The following is a 17,905-nucleotide window of genomic DNA, read 5'->3' on the forward strand; positions in this document are numbered from 1 at the left end:
TGCCGGGCGGGCGCCCGGACGAGGGAGGCGACGGTGACCCAGGCGACGACCGGGGCGACCCGCAACACCCGTCAGCGCGCCGAGGTGCTGGCGCTGCTGCGGGAGTTGGACGGCTTCCACAGCGCGCAGCAGCTGCACCAGATGCTCGTCCAGCGGCAGGCGAAGGTCGGCCTCACCACGGTGTACCGGACGCTCCAGATGCTCGTCGACAACGGCGAGATCGACTCGGCCCGGCTGCCCGGCGGCGAGCACCTCTACCGGCGGTGCAGCCAGAGCCGCCATCACCACCACCTGGTCTGCCGCCGCTGCGGCCGGGCCGTGGAGGTGGCCGGCCCGGCCGTGGAGCGGTGGGCCGACCAGGTGGCCGCGCAGCACGGCTTCACCGACGTCGGGCACACCCTGGAGATCTTCGGCACCTGCGACCGCTGCGCCGCCTGAGCCGCCGCGGGCGGTGACCCGCCCGCGGCGCGTCGCCGTCAGCAGTTGCGCAGTGCCGGTGACTGGTTCAGCAACTGGCCGCGGCTGGAGGTGAACCGGCGGTACGCCTCGGAGCCGGCCGCGCCGGGGCGGAACGCCGCCACCCGGTGGCAGTTCTGGAACGCCAGCGTCACCCCGAAGTGCCGTTCCAGGCCGGCGCGGATCGCGTCGCTGGCCATCGCGCGCAGCAGTTGCCCGCGCTCGGCGTCGCCCGGCGGCGGCACCACGTTGTCGGCGAACTCGGCGTCGGACGCGGCCAGGTCGGCGGCCACCCGGCTGACCGTCTCCCAGGCGTACGGCAGGGAGTCGCGGACGCAGGCGACGAACGCCTCCTCGTCCACGGGACCGGTCTCGGCGGCGTGCAGCAGGGCGGGCGGAACGGTGAGCGACATAAGTCCTCCGTCATCGCTAGCGAACACGGTTTCCATTACCGATTGAGCACATCATGCGACGGCAGGCCCGTCAAGGACCGGCGCACGCGAAACGGCGGGCGGACCCGAAGGCCCGCCCGCCGCCCGGCGGTGCAACATGTCAGCGCAGGCGCGCCTCGATCTCCTTGATGACGCGGGGACGCAGCTCGGCGGCGCGGATCACCGCGTCGACCGAACCGACCTCGACCGCCCGCTGGATGCTGTGCACCCGGTCGAACTCGGCGGCCACCTCGCCCAGCTTCTCCGCCCGCACCGACGAGCGCAGCTCGTCCAGCTCGGCGGTGAGCGCCGCCCGCTCGGTGCCGGCCGCGGCGGTGACCTTCCCCTCCAGGTCGCGTACCCGGGGATCGGCGGCCGTACGGGCGGCGACCTCGCCGGCGAAGACCACGGCGGCGGCGGGCGCGCCACCGAGCACCGAGGCGAACGACCCCTCGATCGCCAGCACCGTCATGTCCGGGTTGAGTGCCTTGGAGAACACCACGAACGCGCCGCCGTGGTAGCGCGAGATCACGCAGAACACGATCGGGCCGCGGAAGTTGACGATCGCCCGGCCGATCTCCGCGCCGTACTCCAGTTGCAGCTTGCGCATCGACTCGGGCGAACCGTCGAAGCCGGAGAGGTTGGCGAGCACGACCAGCGGCCGGTTGCCGCTGGCCGCGTTGATCGCCCGCGCAGCCTTCTTCGACGAGCGCGGGAACAGCGTGCCCGCGGTGTACGTGTCCGGGCCGTCGGTGGGCGGGAAGCCGTGCCGGGGCACCGAGCGGGACTCGATGCCGAGCAGGCACACCGGGATGCCGCCGAGGTGCACGTCCTGCACCACAGCCGTCTCCGCGTCGGCCATGCCGGCCCACCGCTCCAGCACCGGGTGGTCCTGGTCGGCGAGCGCCCGCATCACGGTACGGATGTCGAACGGCTTCTTCCGGTCCGGGTTCGCGGTGGCGGAGAAGATCTCGCCCACCGTGGCGAAGTCGCTGCCGGCCACCGCGTGCGGGTAGCCGCAGATGTCCCGGTCCACCGGGTCCATCGTGACGGCCCGGCGCGGCGCGTCCTCGCCCGGCGCGACGTACGTGTGGTCGTAGTGCGCCATCAGCACGTCCCGCGCGGCCGGCAGGTTCGGCGCCCAGTACTGCGCCTGCCCGTTCGGGCCCATCACCCGGTCGTAGCCGCCGATGCCGAAGTTGTCCTCGGCCGAGACGCCGCCGGAGAAGTCGAGCGACTGCTTGCCGGTGAGCACCATCGCCGAGTCCGGCGTCATGACCAGCACGCCCTTGGTGTGCATGAGCATCGTCGCCTCGGCGTTCCAGTACGGCTGGGCGCCGACGTTGATGCCCGCCACCACGATGTTGATCTCACCGCCGTCCTGGGTGAACTCGACGATGCGCTTGAGCGCCGCGGCCACCCAGTCCATGTTCTCGGTGCCGGAGGTCATCGAGATGCGGGCGCCGGCGCTCAACGCGTACCACTCCAGCGGCACGCCCATCCGCTGCGCGAGGTCCAGCGCGGCGATCACCCGCCGGCACTCCGGCTCGGACAGCGCGCCGAGGGACTTGGTCGGGTCGCCGAGCAGCACCACCCGGGTCACGCCCTGCGGATGCCGCGGTGTCGGCGTGGTCACCACACCGGCCACGATCGCCGCGGTGTTGCGGCCCTTCGGCCGGTCCACCGGCACCAGCGCGTGACCGGCGTCCAGGTCGTGCTCGACGAAGTCGCCCAGCAGGCCGGTCAGCTCGTACGGGTACACCGTGTTGCGGCCGGCCGCCCGCAGCACCTTCAACCGGTAGTCGTCAAGCGGCTCGACCGGCTCGGCCGGCGGCTCGCCCACCGTCAGCTGCGCGTGCCCTGTGACGTCGAACGTGATCCGCACGCCGACCTTCGTCAGCTCGCCGGTACGGCGGTCGCGCTGCCGGGCGATGAACAGGATCTCCTCCAGCTCGGCGCCCACGGTGGTCGGGCGTACCCGCCCGGCGATCAGCTCCATCTCCTCGCGGGTCAGCTCGCTCGGCGGCCACACGTAGACGACGATCCGGTTGGTCGGGAACCGCGACTTCGACGGCCGCCGCGACTGCGCCCGGCGGATCGAGTCGATGCAGGCCGCCACCGTGTCCTCGGTGGTCGGCAGCGCCACCAGGCGGCCGTCCTGATCCCGCAGCTCGGTCAGGTCACGTACCTGCGCGAACGCGACCAGCCGCTGGTCGGACGGGTTCTGCCGGGCGACCGCCTGGAACAGGTAGACCTCCTCGTCCAGCGAGGGCAGCCGGGTCAGGTCGAACTCGCGCAGCCGTTCCAGTTGCATCCGCTGCGCGATGTACGGGTGCAGGCCGCGGATCAGCCGCTCCTCGGCCATCCCGCCGCCCTCGGCCGGACGGAACGTGACGTGGTGGTGCATCACCGCGCCGCCGCGCCCGGCGACGGTGGTGGTGAGTCGGCGTACCTGCTGCGGCAGCGGGTGTGCGTTCACCACGTCCAGCAGCGCGGCGGCGGCGGCGTCCAGGTCCTCGGGCTGGTTCTCCCAGGCCAGGTAGACGTCCGCGTCGACGGCCTCGCAGTCCCGGGCCACCTCGGCCAGGCCGCGCAGCGCCTCGCCGAGCGCGTCGAAGCGGACGGCGGCCGAGACGACACTCGACCCGTCCCGCCCGGCCACCACGAACGTGCAGCCACCGGCGGTGCGGGTGCGGACCTCCGTGAGCGCCTTGTTGCCGTAGTACCGGCGGGTCAGCACCTCCAGCATGGCCGCGTTGTCCAGGTCGTTGCGGACCAGGCGCTGACCGAGCAGCCGGACCAGCGGCTCGGTGCTGCGGACCATCTCGGCGATCCGCCCGGCGCGGTCCGGCGCGTCCGGCTGCGCGTCGAGGTGCCGCAGGTGGGTGCGGACCTGGGCGTAGACGCGGGCCCGGTTGCGGCGCAGCAGCGGCTGGGCGAACCAGGCGAACACCACGCCCCGGGCCAGGTCGGCGACCACCGGGAAGCGGACCTGGGTGGCCGCGACGAGGCGTTCCAGCGTGAGACCGGCCGGCTCGCGCAGCGCCTCGTCCGGCGGCGGCTCGCGCAGCCAGGAGCGCAGCAGCGCGGCGATCACCGCGGCGTCCGCGGCGGCCCGCTGCTGGGCCAGGAAGATCCGGAAGACCGCGGCCTCCAGCTCGGGCGAGCGGTCCAGTTCGGTGACGCCGTAGTGGGCGAGCGCCTTGGCCAGGCGGGCCCGGAACGACTCCGGGGAACCGGCCCGCTCGACGTCGAGGCTCTGCAGGTAGGTGTGGAAGTACTCGCGGGCGCTGTGCACGTGCCCGCCCGGCCCGTCGTCGCCGCCGGGCCGGTTACGGCTCAGCTCGGCCAGGTCGGCGAAGACGTTCACCAGTTCCAGTTCCTCGGCCAGCGGCCGGTGCCCGGCCTCGGTGGCCGCCCGCCGCGCGTCCAGGTAGTCGTCGAGCACCCGGCGCTCGTCGTGCGGGTCCACGTCGTAGCCGAGCAGCAGCGAGCAGAGGTCCTCCTGGCCGCGTTCGGCGCGGGACCGCGCGGGCACGTCGGCGGGCGCGGTGGGCAGGTCCAGCTCGACAGCCGGTCCGGCCGGCCCGGCGGCCGCCTCGGCGTCGTCCTCCGCGACCGGCTCCAGGCGCAGCAGCGGCGCCCCGGCCTCCACCTGGGTGCCCACCGCGACCGACGACTCCTTGAGGCGGGCCCGGAACGGCGCCCGCAGCACCGTCTCCATCTTCATCGCCTCCAGCACCAGCACCGGCGCGCCGGCCTCGACCTCCGCGCCGACCTGAAGCGGCGTGGCGACCACCAGCGCCGGCATGGGGGAGCGCAGCACGCCGCCCTCGTCGCGGCTGACCCGGTGCGTCACGCCGTCCACCTCGACCAGGTGCACCGGGCCGTGGGTGTCGGTGAGCAGGCGGAACCGGGCGCCGTTGACGGCGATCTGACCGGTGTGCCGGTCGAAGCGGTCCAGCTCGACGTCGGCGGTGCGCACGTCGCCACCGGCCTCGACACCGACCCGGAAGCGGTGCGCGCCGACCCGGGCCACCCGCATCCGGTAGGTCACGCCGCGCAGCTTCAGGTCCAGCGGCCGGCCGCTGCGGTGCTGCACCTGCGGGCGTCCACCGGCCGCGGTGGACAGCAGCCGCTGCCGTTCGGCGGTCTCGTCCTCCTCGTACGCCTCGATCGCGGCTGCCGCCAGCGCGACGGCGGAGTGCCGGTGCGCGACCAGGCGGCCCTCGCCGCGCACCCGGTCGATCCAGCCGGTGTCCGCGCTGGCGTCGATCACCTCGGGCTGGTCGAGCAGGTCGAGCACGAAGCTCTTGTTCGTCGCGCCGCCGGCGATGACCACAATGGTGTTCGCCATCGCCCGGCGCAGGCGGCCCAGCGCCTCGTCCCGGTCCCGGCCGTACGCGATGATCTTCGCGATCATGGAGTCGAAGTCGGCCGGGATGGTGTCGCCCTCGCTGACCCCGGTGTCGACCCGGATACCCGGCCCGGCGGGCAGGTCGAGCCGGGTGATCCGGCCGGGGGAGGGCGCGAAGTCGCGGTCCGGGTCCTCGGCGTTGAGCCGGGCCTCGATCGCGTGGCCGCGCTCGACCGGCGGCTCGCCGGTGAGCCGGCCGCCGCCGGCCACGTGCAGCTGCGCCTTGACCAGGTCGAACCCGGTGGTGGACTCGGTGATCGGGTGCTCGACCTGCAGGCGCGTGTTGACCTCCAGGAACGCGAACAGCCGGTCGCCCGGGTGGTAGAGGAACTCGACTGTGGCCGCGCCCCGGTAGCCGACGGCGACCGCCAGCCGCTCCGCCGACGCCTTCAGCTCCGCGGTCTGCTCCGGGCTCAGCACCGGCGACGCGGACTCCTCGATCACCTTCTGGTTGCGCCGCTGCACCGAGCAGTCCCGTACGCCGAGCGCCCACGCGGTGCCCTGGCCGTCGGCGATCACCTGGACCTCGACGTGCCGGGCGCCGGTGACCAGGCGCTCCAGGAACACCACGCCGCTGCCGAACGCGCGAGCCGCCTCCTGGCTGGTGCGCTCGTAGGCGTCGGCCAGCTCGGCGTCGCTGCGGATCACCCGGATGCCGCGCCCGCCGCCACCGGCGGTCGCCTTGAGCATCAGCGGGTAGCCGATCGAGGCCGCCGCGCGCAGCGCGTCGTCCAAGCTCTCCACCGCGCCGCGGCTCCACGGCGCGACCGGCACGCCGACCTCCTCGGCGATCAGCTTCGCGCCGATCTTGTCGCCGAGCTTGCGCATGGCGTCGGGGCTCGGTCCGACGAACGTCACGCCGATCTTCTCGCACAGTTCGGCGAACGCCGGATCCTCGGCCACGAAACCCCAGCCCACCCACGCGGCGTCCGCGCCGGTCTCGACCAGCGCGCGCTCCAGGGCCTTGAGGTCGAGGTACGGGCGGGCCGACGCGGGGCCCAGGTCGTAGGCGACGTCCGCCTCGCGGACGAAGGTGGCGGTACGGTCTACGTCGGTGTACAGCGCGACGGTCTCGATCCGGCTGCCGGTCTCCGCGGCCAGTTCCCGGACCGCGTGGATGAGCCGCATCGCGGCCTCACCACGGTTGACGATGGCGACACGGGTGAACACGTGACCGTCCCCTTCGGTTGACCCACGGTGGCGCGCCGGGCGCGGCGATGCCCCCGGCTCGCCTCACCTTTCCGCCTATGCGCGGGCGGCGCCATGTCGTAACGGCCGAAGCCTGAGCGGGGACCGTTGTAGGAACCGAACAAAAGTTTTTAGCCAGCCACTCACTACCCGCCGGTACGCGATACGGCGCCGGACCCGCTCGGGTCCGGCGCCGTACATCGCCTGCGCTGCGTGCTCAGCCCGGGATCTCCCGGGGGTCGCGGCTGCGGGGGTACGTGTTCTTCTCGCCGATCGTGCCGTCCTGCTTCTTGATCACGTGCTCGGTGCCGCGCTCGGCCGCCATCTCCCGGCCGGCCGCCTCGGCCTCCGCCTTGGTGTCGTGGCGGCTGGTCGCGCGCTCGTTGCCCTCCGGGCGGTTCTTCCACTGCCCGTCCTGCTGGTAGGTGTCGATGTCGCCCTTCGCCATGCCGTCAGCTCCCTCGTTCGCGTGTCCGATGACAAATGTCTGCCCATGCGAGGGGAGTGCTAATCCTGGCGGCGCGATCGGACGGTCCGGGCCGGGCGGGGGAGGTGCCCCAACCCGGGCCGGACCGGTGGGTCACGCGGCGGCGTGCAGGCCCTGCCAGGCGCCGTAGCCGCCGAGCAGGTCGGACACGTCGGCGTGACCGGCGTTGCGCAGCAGGCTGGCGGCCACCGAGGAGCGGTAGCCGCCGGCGCAGTGCACGACGACGGGGCGGCCGGTGGGCACCTCGCCGAGGCGGTGGGTCAGCTCGGCCAGCGGGATGTGCCGGGAGCCGTCCACCGCGCCCTGCTCCCGCTCGCCGGCGTTGCGGACGTCCAGCACCACCGGCGCGTCCGGACCGTCGAGGGCCGCGCGCAGCTCGGTGGCGGTGACCCGGCTGGCCCGGGTCATCTCGGCGACCATCTCCAGGAAGGCGCCCTCGGGTTCGCGCAGGTAGCCGATCACCCGGTCGAAGCCGATCCGGGCGAGGCGGACGACGATCTCCTCCTCCCGGTCCTGCGGGGCCACCACGAGCACCGGCCGGTCGGGTGCCACGACACTGCCGGCGGTCTCGGCGAACCGGCCGTCGGCCGGGACGTTGAGCGCGCCGCGCAGGTGCCCGGTGGCGTACTCCTGCGGGTCGCGGGCGTCGACCACGACGGCGCCGTCGGCCCGGGCGGCCAGGAACTCGGCCGGGGTGAGTGGGCGGGCCGGCCGGGCGTGGTCGAACAGCTCACGCGCCTTGCGGTTGAGCACCGCGTCGAAGGCGAAGTAACCCGGCGCGGCCGGCTGCCCGCCGGTGACCAGGGCGAGGAAGCGCTCCTCGCTCATCGGCGCGCAGGCGTAGTTGGTGCGGCGCTGCTCGCCGATGGTGGACTGCCGCTCGGTGGACAGGTTCTTGCCGCAGGCCGAGCCGGCGCCGTGGGCGGGGAAGACGCGCACCTCGTCGGGCAGGCCCATCAGCTTGTGCTGCACGCTGTCGTAGAGCATGCGGCCGAGTTCCTCGGCGGTCACGCCGAACGAGGCGAGCAGGTCGGGCCGGCCCACGTCGCCGATGAACAGCGCGTCGCCGGTCAGCACGCCGTACGGGACCGGGTCGTCGGCGCGCTCGTAGACCAGGATGCTGATCGACTCGGGCGTGTGGCCCGGGGTCTCCATGATCTCCAGCGTCACGTCGCCGAGGCTGATCCGTTCGCCGTCGGCGAGCTTGCGGCTCGGGTACTCGGTCTCGGCCCGGCTCCCGTAGCCGATCCACGCGCCGGTCGCGGCGGCCACCTCCAGGTGCCCGGCGAGGAAGTCGGCGTGGAAGTGGGTGTTGACGACCCCCTCGATCGTCAGGCCGTGCGCCTTGGCGTCGGTGAGGTACTCGTCGATGTCCCGGCGCGGGTCGACGAGCACGGCCCGGCCGGTGCGGTCGTCGGCGATCAGGTACGAGGCCTGGGACAGGCAGTCGAGGTAGTACTGGGTGAACAACATCGGCCGTGCTCCTTCTCCTGGTGATGGACGGGCGTCTGCTCAGGCCACGTGGCCCGGCCTGCCGCCCTTGGCTCGTACCGCCAGCCCGGCGTTCGTCCACGCCCGCATGCCGCCGGTCAGGTCGTGCACCTCGTGGCCTGCCGCGGCGAGCAGCTTGGCTGCCCGTCGCGACCGCGCGCCGGAGCGGCAGACGGTCACCACGGGCCGGTCCGCCGGCACCTCGGACAGCCGGCCCGCGAGCTGGCCGAGCGGGATGTGCCGGGCGCCGGGGGCGTGTCCGGCCCGCCACTCGGCCGGCTCGCGGACGTCGAGCAGCAGCGCGCCCGCGCCGGACAGCGCCGCCGCCTCCGCCGGGGTGACCCGGGCGACGCGAGGGCCGAGCAGGCGGCGGAGGAAGCCGGTGCGCGGAGCGGCTGCCGTCTCCGGCCGGCCGGTCACGGCCGGCTGCCAGCGGTGACCGGGCGGCCCGAGCGCACCCAGGCGGAGGTGCCGCCGGCCACCGACAGGGCGGTGATGCCGGCGCGTTCCAGCAGCTCGGCGCCGACCCGGCTCCGCCCGCCGGCCTCGCAGATCACGTAGACGGGGCCGGTGCGCGGCACCTGCGCCATCTGGGTGGCCAGGTGGCCCAGCGGCACACAACGGGCACCCGGGACGTGTCCGCCGAGGTACTCGGCGGTCTCCCGGACGTCGATGACAGTCGCCCCGTCGGCGTGGGCGGTGGCGAACGTGGTCACGTCGACCTCGTGCATGGGCGTTCTCCTTCCGGATCCATATACCCCCGGGGGTATCTGCTCTCGACGGTAGCGCAGCGTCCGGCCGCCCGCCACCCCCCCGCTCGTCCGGTGTGCTCGTTTGCCGGAACGGCAAGGTTCCTTGCTGTCCGATCGGCGGCGGCGCACGATGGCGTGACCGGACGGGAGACGGCCGGCGGCGAGGAGGCGGACATGACGGGGCACCACCACGAGCAGCCGGCGGCGGACACCGACCCGGCCCGGTTCTGGGACGAGCGGTACGGCCAGCGGGACCGGATCTGGAGCGGCCGGGTGAACCCGGTCCTCGCCGAGGTCGCCGGCGCGCTGCCGCCCGGCACCGTGCTCGACCTGGGCTCCGGTGAGGGCGGCGACGCGGTGTGGCTCGCGTCGAAGGGATGGCGGGTTACCGCCGTGGACATCTCGTCCGTCGCGCTGGACCGGCTCACCGTCGAGGCCGAGCGGGCCGGGGTGGCGGACCGGATCACCACCGTCCGGCACGACCTGACCCAGGGCTTCCCGCCCGGCCGGTACGACCTGGTGTCCGCGCAGTTCTTCCAGTCGCCGCTGGTCCTGCCCCGGGAGAAGGTGCTGCCCCCGGCGGCCGAGGCGGTCGCGCCCGGCGGCCGGCTGCTCGTCGTCGAGCACGGCGCGCCGCCGCCCTGGGCCGGGCCCGACACCGGCCACCACCGGTTCGCCAGCCCGGAGGAGATCCTGGCCGCGATGAACCTCGACCCGGACGGCTGGGACACCGAGCGGCTGGGCGCGGCGCGCCGTACCGCCACCGGCCCGGACGGCCGGACCGGCGAGCTGATCGACCACGTGGTGCTGGTGCGGCGCCGCTGACCGCCGGGCCGGTCAGGCCCGCGCGTGCGGCCGGGTCAGCAGCAGCACCAGCAGCCCGGCCGCGCACAGCGCGGTGCTCATTCCGTACGCCCACCGGTAGCCGACCTGCGCGGAGAGCCCGAGCAGCGGACCGGCGAGCATGGCGCCGATCGGGAACGTGTTGGTGAACAGCGTGGTGGCCCGGCCCGGCTCGCCCGGCAGCAGATCCTGCACGTAGGCGATGCCGACACCGGACACCGCGGCGATGAACAGCGCGTTCACCGGCTGCGCGAGCAACAGGACCGCCACGCCCGGCGCCGTCGCGGCGGTCGCGTAGTAGGCGACCCCGCAGGCGCCGCCGACCAGGATCAGCGGCCGCAGCCGGACCCGCGCGGTCAGTGCGCCCAGCCCGAGCATCAGCGGGATCTCCAGCGCCGCGCACAGGCCCAGCACCAGCCCGGCGCGGGAGGGGTCGTCGTTCAGTTCGGCGTCGATGAACAGCGGCAGCGCCTGCACGGCGAGCGTCAGCGGGCACTGGAGCAGGACGAACGCGAGCGCCGTCAGCGCCAGCCGCAGCCGGGACGCGCCGGGCGGGGCGGGCACCGCGCCGTCCGGATCGCCGGGGACCGGCCGCGCCGGCAGCGGCAGCTCCTCCAGCCGGAACGCGGCCACCAGCGCGGCCAGCGCGTACATGACGGCGGCCATGCCGTAGACCAGGCGGAAGCCGCCGACGTCGAGCAGCACCGCGGCCAGCGCCGGCCCGGCCACCCAGGCCAGCGAGAACACGGTACGCATGAGGCTGACGCCGAACGCGGCCCGCCCCGGATCGTCCCTGTCGAACAGCGCCCGGGTGTACGCGAACGACTGCGGGAACAGCGAGTTCGCCAGCGCGGTGGCTGTCGCGGTCAGCCCCAGCAGGATCCAGTAGTCCCGGACGTACGCGGTCGTCCCCGCGCCCACCACACCGGCCAGCGCGGCGCCGACCAGCAGCGCGCGCCGGATCGGCAGGCGGTCCGACAGCCGGCCGATCAGCGCGGAGGCGACCACCCCGGACAGCGGGGCGACGACCAGGAACACGGTCACCCGTAACGGACTGGCGTGGACCTCGCGGTCGAGGAACAGCGACAGGAACGGCAGCACCACGGCGGTGGACAGACCGACGGTCAGGAAGACCACGCCCAGCGGGAGCAGCCGGAATCGGCCGGCGCGCACCGCCGGCCTCGTGTCCACAGCCATGCGGCGGACTGTACGCCGCGGCGGTGCGGCAGCCGACCGGGTTTCCGCAGCCCGGACGGTCCCGGTGCTCAGCCGGCCGGCCGGGGCGGTACGCCGGCCCGCTCGCAGGCCTCCCGGTACATGCGCACCACCTCCCGGCGGATCTGCGCCCGTTCGGCGAGCCGGTGGGCGAACGGGACGCGCACCGGGACCTCCGTGCCGCCGACCGTGACGGCGAAGTCGATGCCGTCGGCGTCCAGGCCGGTGGTGCGGGCCGCGGTGGCGTCCGGCCGGCCGCCGAGCGTACGGCAGATCAGCAGCGCGTCCCCGGCGTGGTCGTCGTTCATGTGCCGGCTGACGGCGGCGACCACCTCCGGCGGGAAACCGGCGCTCACGCGGCGCCCTCCCGGCCGCTCGCCGCCACCAGGCGACCCAGGTCGGTGAAGACCGCGATGTTGTGCTCGTACGCCACCAGCACCTCGTCGCGCAGCGCGGCCCGGCCGGCCTCGTCCAGCGCGAGCGCGTCCAGCCTCGCCCGGTAGGCGTCCTTGTACGACTTCGGGTCGCTGATCCCCGGGAACGTGTAGAACGACGCCCCGGCCTCCTCGGTCACCCCGTAGTACCGGGCCACGCAGCGCCCGATGTGCCGCCCGCCGGACAGGTCGCCGAGATAGCGGATGTAGTGGTGCGCGATGAACCGCTCGGGCGATCCGGCGCAGGCCGAGGTGATCCGCGCGGCGTACGCGACAGCGGCCGGAACAGGCTCCATCACCTCGCGCCAGCGCGGGCCGAGCAGGAACCGCAGGTCGGCGGCGAGCGCGGGCAGCCGGGTCAGCGCGTCGTCGACGAACGGGCCGGCCAGCGGGTCGTCGCGCATCGTGTCCGCCACGCCCTCCAGCGCCGCGTAGATGCCGTGGTGCGCGACGACGAGCGCGGTGTAGCCGGCGACGTCGAGTTCACCGGCGGTGAGCGCGGAGACGTACCGCTGGGACTCGGCGCTCCGGTGCGCGTCGCGTGTCTCGGCGCGCAGCCGGGCCGCGAACGTCTGTGTATCCATCTGCTGTCTCTCCTCGTCGGCTGACGGTCCTGCGGGCCGGCCGCGTCGGGGCACGATCAGCGGCAGCTCGTCACGGGGGTGGGGGACGACGTCGATGTCGTACCGGTAGACCTCGCTGAGCAGCGGGGCGGTGAGCACCTCGCGCGGTGTCCCGGCGGCGCGGACGCGTCCGTCGCCGAGCAGGGTCACGGTGTCCGCGTACGCCCCGGTCAGCGTCAGGTCGTGCAGCACCACGACCACGGCGTCCCCGGCGCGGGCCCGCTCCCGGGCGATGCGCATGACCAGTTCCTGGTGCCGCAGGTCGAGCGCGGCGGTCGGCTCGTCGAGCAGCAGCGTGGTGGCCCGCTGCGCCAGGACCCGGGCCAGCGCGGCGCGGGCCTGCTCGCCACCGGACAGCGCGGGGTACGGCCGGGCCGCGAAACGGGCGACGTCGCAGCGTTCGAGCACGTCGGCGACGACGGCGTCGTCCTGTTCCCGCTCCGGCCGCCCCGCCCACGGCGCCCGGCCCATCCGCACCACCTCCCCGACCGTGAACGGGAAGCTCAGCGTGTTGCGCTGGGTGAGCACGGCGCGGCGCCAGGCCAGCTCCACCGGGCTCCACGACTCGCGGGGCAGCCCGTCGACCTCGATCCGGCCGGCGGCGGCCGGCACGTCACCGCTGATCGCGCCGAGCAGCGTCGACTTCCCGGCGCCGTTCGGCCCGACCAGGGCGTGCACCTCGCCGGCGCGTACCTGAAGGTCGATCCCGTCGAGCACGGTCCGGCCGGCGCGCTCGACGCGCAGCCCGGCCACCCGGATCCGGAGGTGCCCGGCGGGCGCCGGGCGCGGCGGCCGGGCGGCGGCGAACCGGCGCGGCGTACGTGGGAGGCTCATCCCCAGCCTCCGGCCCGGTCGCGGGTGCGGCGCAGCAGCCAGAAGAACGCCGGGCCGCCGATGACCGCGGTGAGCACGCCGAGGGGCAGCTCCTGGTGCTCGACGAGGGTACGCGCCGCGAGGTCGGCGCCGATCACCACGACGGCCCCGCCGAGCGCGCTGGCGATCAGCAGCACCCGGTGGCCCGGTCCGGCGACCATCCGGATCAGGTGCGGCACGACCAGTCCGACGAAGCTGATGATGCCGGTGAACGCGACAGCGGCGGCGCCGAGAAGCGCGGTGACGACGATCAGCCGCAGCCGCAGGCGTTCGACGTTCACGCCGAGGTGCCGGGCGGCGGGTTCGCCGAGGGCGAGCAGGTCGAGGCGGCGCGCGTCGGCGCAGGCGACGGCGAGCCCGGCGAGCAGGCACGGCGCGGCGAGACCCACGGCCGTCCAGCTGGCCTGGGCGAGGCTGCCGAGGTTCCAGAACGCGATGGCCTGCACGCCGGACTGGTCGGTGACGAACATGAGCAGCCCGATCACCGAGCCGGCGACCGCGTTGACGGCGACGCCGGTCAGGACCAGCGTCACCACCTCGGTCCGGCCCCCGGAGCGGGCCAGCGCGTACACCAGGTAGGTGGTGGCGAGGCCGCCGGCGAAGGCGGCGAGCGGCACGGTCCATCCGCCCAGGACGGTGACGCCGGTGACGATGGCCAGGGCGGCGCCGACGGCCGCGCCGGCCGACACCCCGATGACGCCGGGCTCGGCGAGCGGGTTGCCGAAGACGCCCTGCATGACCGCGCCCGCGCAGCCGAGGGCGGCGCCGACGACGGCCGCCAGCAGCACCCGGGGGAAGCGGACGATCCAGAGCGCGTTCTCGCCCTGCGCCGCCGACGGCAGCGGACCGAGGTCCAGCCCGAGGCGGTGCAGCACGGAGCCGAGCACCTCGGCGGGGGAGATCGCCACCTGGCCGCGCCCGGCGGCCAGCAGGGCGACGAGCACGAGGGCGACGCCGAGCCCGGCCACCAGCACGGTGCCCCGCCGGCCGGGGGACCGGGGCGCGCCGGTGACCGTCGCCGGGGCGGCGGCGGGCGCGGGCCGCTTCCGTAGCGTGGTCACGACGGGTCCTCGCAGGAGTAGACGGCGCGGGCCAGCGCCTGGACGACCCGGCCGGAGCGGACGCCGAAGGTGAGCAGCGTGCCGTCGGCCATGTCGACGACGCGCCGGTTCGCCCCGGCCGGCGTCTGCGCCACGCCGGGCAGCTTCACCAGGCCGTCGACGCCGCCGACGGAGGCGAGCCCGGCGCTCATCACCAGGATCACGTCGGGCGCGGCGTTGATGAGGCCCTCGCTGGTCAGCGGACGGAACCTGGACAGCCCGGCGACGCTGCCGGCGTCGACGCCGCCGATCGCCTCGATCATCGCGTCGGACCCGGCGCCCCGGCCGCCGATCAGGTACACCCCGGCGGTGCCGCGCAGGTAGAGGAACGCGATCCGTGGCGCTCGGCCCGCCGGGGCGGTACGCCGGGCCTCGGCGGTCTCGCTCTGCACGCGGGTCACCAGCCGCTCCCCGGCCCCGGGTACGCCGAGCGCCGCCGCGACCGCGCGGATGTGGGCCGGTACGCCGTCGAGGGTCGGCTCGGCGCGTACCTGGACGACCGGGATACCGGCGGCGCGGAGCTGGCGCAGCACCTCGGGCGGTCCGACGCCGTCGTCGACGAGCACGACGCTCGGGTCGAGGTCGAGCACCGCCTCGGCGGAGAGGTCGTGCCCGCCCGGGGTGACCACCGGCAGGTGCGCGGCGGCGGGGAACGTGGTCGAGGTGTCCCGCCCGATGACGTTGCCGCCCAGGCCGAGGCCGAAGACGATCTCGGCGATCGAGCCGTGCAGGTTCACCGGGAGGATGCGGCTGACGTCGTCCACAGTCACCGTCGTGCCGTCGCCGGAGCGTACGGTGGCCGGCAGCGCTGGTGTGGGCGCCGGGCGGACCGGGTCGACGTCGGCGTCGTCCACCGTGGCGGTGACCGGCCCGCAGCCGGCGGCGGACGGCGTACCCGATCGGCCCGGCGCGGCGCAGCCGGTCGCCGCCATGGTCACCGCGAGCAGCGCGACGAGCGGTCCCCGGCCTGGTCGCGGGTGCGGGCGGCTCACCGGCCGGCACCGCGACGGCGCCGCCACCCGCCGAGGCCGAGCAGGACGGCCAGGGCCAGTGCGGCGGCCATCACCCCGGCGGTCCATCCGCGTCCGGCCCCGGAGGTGTCGCTGACCCGCGTGACGTGGAGGTCGGAGGCCGCGGCCTGCGACGGCGCCCCGGCCCCGGTCGCGGCGCCCGTCACCCCTGCCGCCCCCGCTGCGGCCGGCGCGCTGCCGGAGGCGGCCGGGGCCGGTGCGTCCTGCGCGGTGGTGGTCCGGGGCGCGGCGGCGGGCGTGGTCGCCTTCGGCGCCGGACCGGCCTTCGGCGGGGCGCTCGTGGCGCCGGCGGCGAACGTGACCGGCACCCGTACGTCCTGGGACCGGTCGGAGGCCCGGGTGTGGTCGGCGCGGGTGACGACCGCGCAGCGCCGGACGGTGCAGTCGACGTCGCCGATGGTGGGGGTCACCTTGACCGTCACCGAGAAGGAGCCGCCCGGGCCGTACGGCTTCGGCAGGCCCTCGGCGTAGGCGGGCGGGTTCGACGAGATCCACTGCGAGGCGCCCAGGCTGCCGGTGGTGTCGGCGCCGCCGCCGCACGGGGTGGCCGCCACGCCCGGTCCGTTGTCGACGCAGTACGCGACGTAGATGCCCTTGTCGACGTCGTAGCCGCGCCCGGAGACGGACACGGTGGCGCCGGAGCGGCTCAGGCCGGTGCTCGGGGTGACGGTGAGCTTCTGACCGCCGCTGCCGGTGGCGGTGCCGGCGTGAGCCGGCGCGGGCGTGGCGACGACGGCGGCGGTGAGCAGAACGGTGGTCAGGATGGTGCGGCGCCGTGCTCGCATCGGGCTCCTCACACGACAGGTCCGGCCGGGTGCACCGACCGGGCAATAACTTAGGTTTGGCTAACCTAAGCGGCAAAAGCGCAGGTGGCAAGGGGTCCGTTCGGTTGAAGATCTTGGGACGCTTCGTCGATCACCCGATCATATTAGGTTTGCCTAACCTAATGTCTTCGCTTCCCCTCCCGAGAGGAACAGCATGTTCAGATCCAGAGCCGGAGCCCTCCGGTCGATGCGCTGGGCGGCGGTGCTCGCCCTCGGCGTGTCGAGTGCGCTCGTGGGCGCCGGACCCGCCTCGGCGGCCGAGGCCGAGATCACCAGTGGCAGCCTGACCTGGGGTTTCAAGGCCAGCTTCCGCAACTACGTCAAGGCCGGCAACGGGGACCCGCCGATCGCTGTCAGCAACGGCGCCACTGTCAACGCCGACGGCACGTTCACGTTCCCGTCGACCGGCGGCACGCACGACGCCGCCGCCGGTACGACCAACGCCACGTACGGCGGCACAGTGGTCTTCTCGTACCCGGCGCACCTGCTGACCATCACGCTGGCCAACCCGACCGTCGCCGTCTCCGGCGGCACCGCCTCGCTGAAGGCGGACGTCGACCTGGCCACCACGATGACCGAGCCGGTCTCGGTGAAGCAGGCCACCGTCGCCACCCTCACCGGCAGTCCCGCCGCCGGCGGGAACACGGTGACCGGCAGCAACCTCGCCGCGGCGCTCACCAGCGTGGGAGCCGGCGCCTTCAACGGCTTCTACGCCGCCGGTGAGGCGCTGGACCCGGTGTCGTTCACGTTCACCACGGCAGGCGGCACCGCGCCCGCCACCCCGGCGGTGACCGTCGACCCGGCCCAGGGCCTCGACCCCGCCGGCGCGACTGTCACCGTACGCGGCACCGGCTTCGACCCGGACTTCAACGACGGGGCCGGCATCTACGTCTCGTTCGGACCGAAGGTCGACGAGCACTGGGCCAACGCCGGCGTCCTCCAGGTCACCAAGTGGGTCAACAAGACCAACGAGCCGACCGACGCCCGGGACCGGATGGCCGCCGACGGCAGCTTCACCACGACGCTGCCGATCAGCGCCGTCTACACCGACCGCAACGGCGACGAGGTGGACTGCACCGAGGTGCAGTGCTACGTCATCACGTTCGCCGCCCGCGGTTCGGCCGACCGCCGCCAGGACACGTTCACCCCGATCACCTTCACCCGGACCGGGGCGGGCGGGAACTCGGCCCAGCAGCGGATCACCAGCACCGTGACCGGCGGTCCGCTCAGCCTGAGCGTCGCCGGCGCGACAGTCGCCCTGCCGCCGGTCGGCAAGGGCGAGTACGCCCGGGCGCCGCTGAACACGGCCACGGTGGCCGACCTGCGCGGCGCCGGCACCGGCTGGAGCCTGGTCGGACAGGTCTCCGAATTCACCTCCGCCGCCGGTGGCGTCATCGCCGGGAACTACCTCGGCTGGGCGCCGACGGCGAGCGTGGTGGACGACCCGCTGGGCGGCACGACCGGTGCCGTCACCCCGGGCGCGGTGGCCGCTCCCGGCGCCGGTCTCGGTGAGGCCCGGGCCCTGTGCACGGCCGGAGCCGGGACCAGCAACGGCGTCTTCGCCTGCGGCGCCGAGCTCAACCTCGGTGTGCCGGCGTCCGCCGCGGCGGGTGACTACGTCGCCACGCTCACCCTGACCCTCTCCTGATTCACCGACCGGGTCGGACCTGGTGGGGCGCGGGCACGTCGCCCGTGCCCCACCAGCCGCCTCCCGGCGACCACCTCGCAGCGGAGCACGGA

Annotated in this window: 15 protein-coding genes; 3 read left to right on the forward strand and 12 right to left on the reverse strand. The window is 74.6% G+C overall.

The genetic code is table 11. From position 1 onward, the window contains the following. Positions 1 to 33 precede the first annotated feature (33 nt). The gene (locus tag BFV98_RS01875; protein ID WP_013286817.1) at positions 34 to 438 is read left to right on the forward strand and encodes a Fur family transcriptional regulator; all 405 of its coding nucleotides are present in this window, start codon (positions 34 to 36) and stop codon (positions 436 to 438) included. Between the two features lie 38 nt (positions 439 to 476). Here BFV98_RS01875 and BFV98_RS01880 read toward each other — a convergent pair whose 3' ends face one another. The 6 genes from BFV98_RS01880 to BFV98_RS01905 all read right to left on the reverse strand — a co-directional run bounded on the left by BFV98_RS01880 (position 477) and on the right by BFV98_RS01905 (position 9,201). Then, on the reverse strand, positions 477 to 869 hold the full coding sequence (locus tag BFV98_RS01880) for an SCO5389 family protein (protein ID WP_013286816.1): 393 nt from the start codon (positions 867 to 869) through the stop codon (positions 477 to 479). A 139-nt stretch (positions 870 to 1,008) separates the two neighbouring features. Next, a complete protein-coding gene (locus BFV98_RS01885) occupies positions 1,009 to 6,474 on the reverse strand; it encodes a carboxyl transferase domain-containing protein (protein WP_071094591.1) in 5,466 nt (1,821 codons plus the stop codon). Between the two features lie 235 nt (positions 6,475 to 6,709). Continuing rightward, complete coding sequence (locus BFV98_RS01890; protein ID WP_071094595.1) at positions 6,710 to 6,940, reverse strand: DUF2188 domain-containing protein; 231 nt, start codon at positions 6,938 to 6,940, stop codon at positions 6,710 to 6,712. Between the two features lie 132 nt (positions 6,941 to 7,072). Continuing rightward, entirely contained in the window at positions 7,073 to 8,452 is a 1,380-nt protein-coding gene (locus BFV98_RS01895; protein ID WP_071094597.1) for a rhodanese-like domain-containing protein, read from the reverse strand. A gap of 39 nt (positions 8,453 to 8,491) precedes the next feature. Beyond that, on the reverse strand, positions 8,492 to 8,836 hold the full coding sequence (locus BFV98_RS01900; RefSeq protein ID WP_047890381.1) for a rhodanese-like domain-containing protein: 345 nt from the start codon (positions 8,834 to 8,836) through the stop codon (positions 8,492 to 8,494). A 50-nt stretch (positions 8,837 to 8,886) separates the two neighbouring features. Then, positions 8,887 to 9,201 (reverse strand): rhodanese-like domain-containing protein, encoded by a 315-nt coding sequence (locus tag BFV98_RS01905; RefSeq protein ID WP_013286811.1) that lies wholly within the window; start codon positions 9,199 to 9,201, stop codon positions 8,887 to 8,889. A 195-nt stretch (positions 9,202 to 9,396) separates the two neighbouring features. Here BFV98_RS01905 and BFV98_RS01910 point away from each other — a divergent pair, with 195 nt between their 5' ends. Beyond that, positions 9,397 to 10,047 carry a bifunctional 2-polyprenyl-6-hydroxyphenol methylase/3-demethylubiquinol 3-O-methyltransferase UbiG gene (locus tag BFV98_RS01910; protein WP_013476448.1) on the forward strand — a complete coding sequence of 217 codons (651 nt, stop codon included), beginning with the start codon at positions 9,397 to 9,399 and terminating at the stop codon, positions 10,045 to 10,047. 12 nt (positions 10,048 to 10,059) lie between these two features. Here BFV98_RS01910 and BFV98_RS01915 read toward each other — a convergent pair whose 3' ends face one another. The 6 genes from BFV98_RS01915 to BFV98_RS01940 form a co-directional block, all read right to left on the reverse strand. Next, entirely contained in the window at positions 10,060 to 11,262 is a 1,203-nt protein-coding gene (locus BFV98_RS01915; RefSeq protein WP_221488058.1) for a sugar efflux transporter, read from the reverse strand. 68 nt (positions 11,263 to 11,330) lie between these two features. After that, positions 11,331 to 11,636 (reverse strand): DUF2470 domain-containing protein, encoded by a 306-nt coding sequence (locus BFV98_RS01920; RefSeq protein WP_083395218.1) that lies wholly within the window; start codon positions 11,634 to 11,636, stop codon positions 11,331 to 11,333. After that, positions 11,633 to 13,171, reverse strand: a complete 1,539-nt coding sequence (locus BFV98_RS01925; RefSeq protein WP_013476449.1) for a heme ABC transporter ATP-binding protein — start codon at positions 13,169 to 13,171, stop codon at positions 11,633 to 11,635. Before BFV98_RS01925 ends, BFV98_RS01920 begins: the two co-directional genes overlap by 4 nt. Next, positions 13,168 to 14,271 carry an iron ABC transporter permease gene (locus BFV98_RS01930; RefSeq protein WP_030268495.1) on the reverse strand — a complete coding sequence of 368 codons (1,104 nt, stop codon included), beginning with the start codon at positions 14,269 to 14,271 and terminating at the stop codon, positions 13,168 to 13,170. Before BFV98_RS01930 ends, BFV98_RS01925 begins: the two co-directional genes overlap by 4 nt. Beyond that, on the reverse strand, positions 14,268 to 15,302 hold the full coding sequence (locus BFV98_RS01935) for a hemin ABC transporter substrate-binding protein (protein ID WP_255367959.1): 1,035 nt from the start codon (positions 15,300 to 15,302) through the stop codon (positions 14,268 to 14,270). Before BFV98_RS01935 ends, BFV98_RS01930 begins: the two co-directional genes overlap by 4 nt. Further along, positions 15,299 to 16,126, reverse strand: coding sequence for a neocarzinostatin apoprotein domain-containing protein (locus tag BFV98_RS01940; protein WP_071094599.1), 828 nt, complete (start codon positions 16,124 to 16,126; stop codon positions 15,299 to 15,301). Before BFV98_RS01940 ends, BFV98_RS01935 begins: the two co-directional genes overlap by 4 nt. A gap of 193 nt (positions 16,127 to 16,319) precedes the next feature. On the opposite strand from BFV98_RS01940, the gene BFV98_RS01945 reads away from it, so the two are divergent. Then, positions 16,320 to 17,813, forward strand: a complete 1,494-nt coding sequence (locus tag BFV98_RS01945) for an HtaA domain-containing protein (protein WP_071094601.1) — start codon at positions 16,320 to 16,322, stop codon at positions 17,811 to 17,813. Positions 17,814 to 17,905 lie beyond the last annotated feature (92 nt).

The sequence above is a fragment of the Micromonospora sp. WMMB235 genome, assembly GCF_001855515.1.
Classification (GTDB): domain Bacteria; phylum Actinomycetota; class Actinomycetes; order Mycobacteriales; family Micromonosporaceae; genus Micromonospora; species Micromonospora aurantiaca.